This is a genomic window from uncultured Flavonifractor sp., from assembly GCF_944383115.1.
GTDB lineage: Bacteria > Bacillota > Clostridia > Oscillospirales > Oscillospiraceae > Flavonifractor.
In genome coordinates this window covers 1-5474 of record NZ_CALWOJ010000117.1, presented here as the reverse complement: position 1 = coordinate 5474, position 5474 = coordinate 1, and the positions used below count along the sequence as shown (strand labels likewise).

Sequence of the window (5474 nt, the reverse complement as noted above, 5' to 3'; positions counted from 1 at the left end):
CCCGAGAAGATCAACAAGATCACCAAGTACGACCTGTGGTTCCTGGACCGGCTCCAGAACATCGTGGACATGGAGGATAAGCTGGATCACGGCCACCTGGATGCCGACACTCTGCGCGTGGCCAAGGAGATGGGCTTCTCCGACGCCTGGATCGCCGCACTGTCCGGCAGGGAGCGGAAGGAGATCAAGGCCCTGCGGGAGGGCTTCGGCATCCGCCCGGCCTTCAAGATGGTGGACACCTGCGCCGCCGAGTTTGAGGCCCAGACCCCCTACTACTACTCCACCTACGATGAGGAGAACGAGGCCGCTGAGGAGCTTTGTATGCCGGTGGTGGGAGAGCTTGCCCCCCACATCCCGGAGGCCCCTTATCTGGCGGCCAATACCGCCGAGCCCCACCGCAAGATGGCGGGAGAGGCGCGGAAGAAGGTGCTGGTGCTGGGCTCCGGCCCCATCCGCATCGGCCAGGGCATCGAGTTCGACTACTGCTCCGTCCACTCCGTGTGGGCCTTCAAGCGCATGGGCTTTGAGACCATCATCATCAACAACAACCCGGAGACCGTGTCCACTGACTTCGACGTGGCCGACAAGCTGTACTTCGAGCCCCTGACCGCCGAGGACGTGGAGGCCGTGGTGGAGCTGGAGAAGCCCTGGGGCGCGGTGGTGCAGTTCGGCGGCCAGACCGCCATCAAGCTGGCCCAGGCCCTCACCGACATGGGCGTGCCCATCCTGGGCACCTCCGCCGACGGCGTGGACGCCGCTGAGGATCGGGAGCGGTTTGACGAGATCCTCAACCAGTGCAACATCCCCCGGGCCGCCGGCAAGACGGTGTTCACCACCCAGCAGGCCCTGGAGGCCGCCCATGAGGTGGGCTATCCCGTGCTGGTGCGTCCCTCCTATGTGCTGGGCGGCCAGGGCATGGAGATCGCCTACAATGACCGCAACATCACCGAGTTCATGCGCATCATCAATCAGGTGGAGCAGGAGCATCCCATCCTGGTGGATAAGTACCTGATGGGCCGTGAGGTGGAGGTGGACGGCGTGTTCGACGGGGAGGATCTGCTCATCCCCGGCATCATGGAACATATCGAGCGGGCCGGCGTCCACTCCGGCGACTCCATCTCCGTCTATCCTCCCATCCACATCGAGGAGAAGCACAAAGAGACCATCTACCGCTACACCTACGACCTGTCCCGCGCCCTGGGGGTGGTGGGTCTGGTGAACATCCAGTTCGTCATCTACGACGACACCGTGTACGTCATCGAGGTCAACCCCCGCTCCTCCCGTACCATCCCCTATATCTCCAAGGTCACCGGCGTGCCCATCATCGACCTGGCCACCAAGGTCATGCTGGGCCAGAAGCTGAAGGACCTGGGCTACGGCACCGGCATCTACAAGGAGGCCGACTACTACGCCGTGAAAATGCCGGTGTTCTCCTTTGAGAAGCTCACCGACGTGGACACCGGCCTGGGCCCCGAGATGAAGTCCACCGGCGAGTGCCTGGGTCTGGCCGAGTCCTTCCCCCAGGCCCTGCTGAAGGCCTTCAAGGGGGCCAATATGAAGGCCCCCAAGAAGGGCGGACGCATCATCATCACCGTGAAGGACGAGGATAAGGGTGAGATCATCGGCATCGCCCAGGGCTTTGCCGATATGGGCATCGAGATTCTGGCCACCAGCGGCACCTGCGACGCCCTCAACGCCGTGGGCATCCCCGCCCGCAAGGTGGCCCGCGTCTCCGAGGCCCACCCCAATATCCTGGACATGATCGCCTCCGGTACCGTGGATCTGGTCATCAATACCCCCACCCGGGGCCGCCGCCACGACACCGACGGCTTCAAGATCCGCCGCTCCACGGTGGAACACTCCGTGGCCTGCATTACCGCCATCGACACCGCCCGGGCCATGCTCACCATCCGTACCCAGGGTCGGCCCTCCGACCTGCGGCCCATTGATATTACTCAGATTTAAATAAAATGGGAACTTCCCCCTTCCGGATTCGTCTGATAGCATAGACCTAAGAATCTGGAAGGGGGCGTTTTTATGCGTAAACTGGTTCCATTGACCCTGGCATTCTGCCTGCTGGCCACCTCACTGGCGGGGTGCGCCGGTGACGACCCGGGGCCGCTCACAGCCAAGCCGGTGATCTACCTCTATCCGGAGGAGGAGACCCAGGTCTCTGTCACTCTGGACTTTGACGGGGAACTGACCTCCACCTATCCCGCCTATGGGGACAGCTGGACGGTGGACGCTTCTCCCGACGGTACCCTCACCGACCCTGACACCGGGCGGCAGTACTACTGCCTGTTCTGGGAGGGGATTGGCCAGACCGAATACGACTTCTCCACCGGTTTCTGCGTGGCTGGGGAAAACACCACCGCCTTTTTGGAGAACGCACTGGCTGAACAGGGCCTGACAGAGCAGGAGGCCAACGAGTTTATCATCTACTGGCTGCCCAAGATGGAGCATAATCCCTATAACCTGATCTCCTTCCAGCAGGAGAGCTATACCGACAGCGCCCAGCTGACCATCGACCCGGCTCCTGATACCCTGATCCGGGTGTTCATGGCCTGGCAGGGGCTGGACCAGCCGGTGGAGGTGGAGCCCCAGAGCCTCACCGCCCCGGAGCGCACCGGGTTCACCGCCGTGGAGTGGGGCGGCGCGGAAGTGGAACGCTGAACAAAGCCGCCGGACGATACGGTCCGGCGGCTTTTGCTGTGTTGCAGAATGGAGGGAAACATGGTATCCTAAGCGGGTACAACCTGGGAAAAAAGAGGGCGCATCAGAGATGAAAACAAGGGAATTTCAATATGATAACCTGCGCTTCCTGCTGATCGCCCTGGTGGTGTTGGGCCATCTGTTGGAGATTGCGGGGGAGTTCCCCCAGAAAGAGGTCCTGTACACGCTGATCTACTCCTTCCATATGCCCGCCTTCCTGTTCCTCAGCGGGATGTTTGCCAAATTTGACCGGGCGAAGTGGATCTTCGGCATGGCGCTGCCCTATCTGGTTCTCCAGTGGGTGTATACTGCCTTTGTGGAGAAGCTGGGGGACCCCTGGGTCCATGTGCAGTTTTCCAGACCCTACTGGATTTTGTGGTACCTCTTTGTGCTGGCCGTATACACCCTCTTGCTGCCGGTGTATGACGCGCCGTCCCCCGCAGGACGGTGGCTGCTGGTGGCCGCGTCGGTGGTTCTGGCGCTGCTGGTAGGCTTTGACAAGAGCATCGACTACCAGTGGAGCGCCTCCCGGCTCATCGCCTTCCAGCCCTGGTTTCTGCTGGGCTACTATTTCAGACGGGCGGACGGTTTGCGGGCCCGCTGGAACGGAGCGGGACGGATGGCCCGGGGGATGATTCTGGGCCTTGGGGCCGCCTGCTGCGTGGTGCTGGAGTGGTTCATGCTGCGCCGGGGCGTGACCGCAAAAATGATGCTGGGGGCCTACGGCTATGCGGATCTGGGATACAGCTGGCAGGTGCGGGGCCTTATCATGTGCTGCGCCGCCGGGGTGATTTTCCTCCTGTTTGTGGGCCTGGCCCCTCACCTCAAGCGCAGGATCCCGGTCATAACTGCTTTGGGTCAGAACACCCTGTCCATCTATCTGCTCCACGGCTTTTTCTTCCATCTGCTCCGGCTGAAATTCCCCTATTTGCTGGCCCAGCCGTGGCAGGTGCTGCTGGCGTGGGCGGGGCTGCTGCTCCTGCTGGGTAATCCGGCGGTGGGCCGCTGTGCGGACTTCGTTTTTCGGGCGGGGTGGTACCGCTGGATTCAGCGAAGGTGTGGACATGGGTGAAGTATTGCGCACCGGGGCAAAATATGATATTCTAAACTGTAATTGCTGCATGATTTTCAGAAAACCCATAGAAAGAAGGAACCTGAATGTCCCATCAGACCGTGATCGTTCTGGATTTTGGCGGCCAGTACAACCAGCTCATCGCCCGCCGGGTCCGTGAGTGCGGCGTGTACTGCGAGGTCAAGCCCTATACCACGCCTCTGGAGCAGCTGAAGGCGATGGCGCCCATCGGCTTCATCTTCACCGGCGGCCCCAACAGTGTATATGAGGAGAAGGCCCCCCATGTGGACCCCGCCATTTTTGAGCTGGGGGTGCCTGTGCTGGGCATCTGCTACGGCTGCCAGCTGATGGCCCATACGTTGGGCGGTCAGGTCACCGCCGCCCAGGAGGATACCGCCCGGGAATACGGCAAAACCGAGACTTATTACGATACTACCTGCAAGCTCTTCAAGGGTCTGCCGGAGCAGGGCATCTCCTGGATGAGCCACGGCGACTATATGGCCAAGGTACCTGAGGGCTTTGCCCTCACTGCTCATACCGACGCCTGCCCCAACGTGGCCATTGCCGACGAGAAGCGGGGCTTCTACGGCGTGCAGTACCACCCCGAGGTCAACCACACCCAGCACGGGGTGGACATGATCCGCAACTTCCTCTATGAAGTGTGCGGCGCCACCGGCGATTGGACGATGGAGGACTACAAGAATACCGCCATCCGAGACATCCGGGAGAAGGTAGGGGACGGCAAGGTGCTGCTGGCCCTGTCCGGCGGCGTGGACTCCTCCGTGGCCGCCGCCCTGCTGGCTGAGGCGGTAGGCAAGCAGCTGACCTGCGTGTTCGTGGATCACGGCCTCATGCGGAAAAACGAGGGCGACGAGGTGGAGGCCGCCTTTGCCCGCTGGGATATCAATTTTGTTCGGGTGGACGCCGAGACCCGCTTCCTGCTGAAGCTGGCCGGTGAGGCCGAGCCTGAGCGCAAGCGCAAGATCATCGGCGAGGAGTTCATCCGGGTCTTTGAGGAAGAGGCCAAAAAGATTGGCCGGGTGGACTACCTGGTGCAGGGCACCATCTACCCCGATGTCATTGAATCCGGTGCTGGCGACGCCGCAGTCATCAAGAGCCACCACAACGTGGGTGGTCTGCCTGACTATGTGGACTTCAAGGAGATCATCGAGCCCCTGCGGCTGCTGTTTAAGGATGAGGTGCGTCAGCTGGGCCGCGAGCTGGGCCTGCCCGAGTACCTGGTCATGCGCCAGCCCTTCCCCGGCCCCGGCCTGGCCATCCGGGTCATCGGCGACCTGACCAAGGAGAAGCTGGATACCCTGCGGGATGCCGACGCCATCTACCGCGAGGAGATTGCCAAGGCCGGACTGGATCGGAGCATCAACCAGTACTTCGCGGTGCTGACCAATACCCGCAGCGTGGGCGTCATGGGCGATGGCCGCACCTACGATTACACCCTGGCTCTCCGGGCGGTGACCACCAGCGACTTCATGACCGCCGACTGGGCCCGCATCCCCTATGACGTGCTGGATCGCATCTCCACCCGCATTGTCAACGAGGTCAAGGGCATCAACCGTATTGTCTACGACATCACCAGTAAACCGCCTGCCACAATCGAATGGGAATGACGCTCGAAACGGCGAAAACCCGCATGAATACAGGCTTTTTTGCCCGTCCATACTGCTCTTGA

4 protein-coding genes are annotated in these 5474 nt (G+C 61.6%); all 4 read left to right on the top strand.

The window, feature by feature from the left end; all coding sequences use genetic code 11:
- The coding region (gene carB, locus Q0K43_RS10135) for a carbamoyl-phosphate synthase large subunit (protein WP_297290415.1) at window positions 1-1965 on the top strand (1965 nt) is incomplete at its 5' end.
- 72 nt (window positions 1966-2037) lie between these two features.
- Window positions 2038-2673 (top strand): hypothetical protein, encoded by a 636-nt coding sequence (locus Q0K43_RS10130; RefSeq protein WP_297290414.1) that lies wholly within the window; start codon window positions 2038-2040, stop codon window positions 2671-2673.
- Between the two features lie 109 nt (window positions 2674-2782).
- Window positions 2783-3784: an acyltransferase family protein gene (locus tag Q0K43_RS10125; RefSeq protein ID WP_297290413.1), complete on the top strand. Its 1002-nt coding sequence runs from the start codon at window positions 2783-2785 to the stop codon at window positions 3782-3784.
- A gap of 86 nt (window positions 3785-3870) precedes the next feature.
- Window positions 3871-5412 carry a glutamine-hydrolyzing GMP synthase gene (gene guaA, locus Q0K43_RS10120; protein WP_297290412.1) on the top strand — a complete coding sequence of 514 codons (1542 nt, stop codon included), beginning with the start codon at window positions 3871-3873 and terminating at the stop codon, window positions 5410-5412.
- The last annotated feature ends 62 nt before the right edge of the window (window positions 5413-5474 follow it).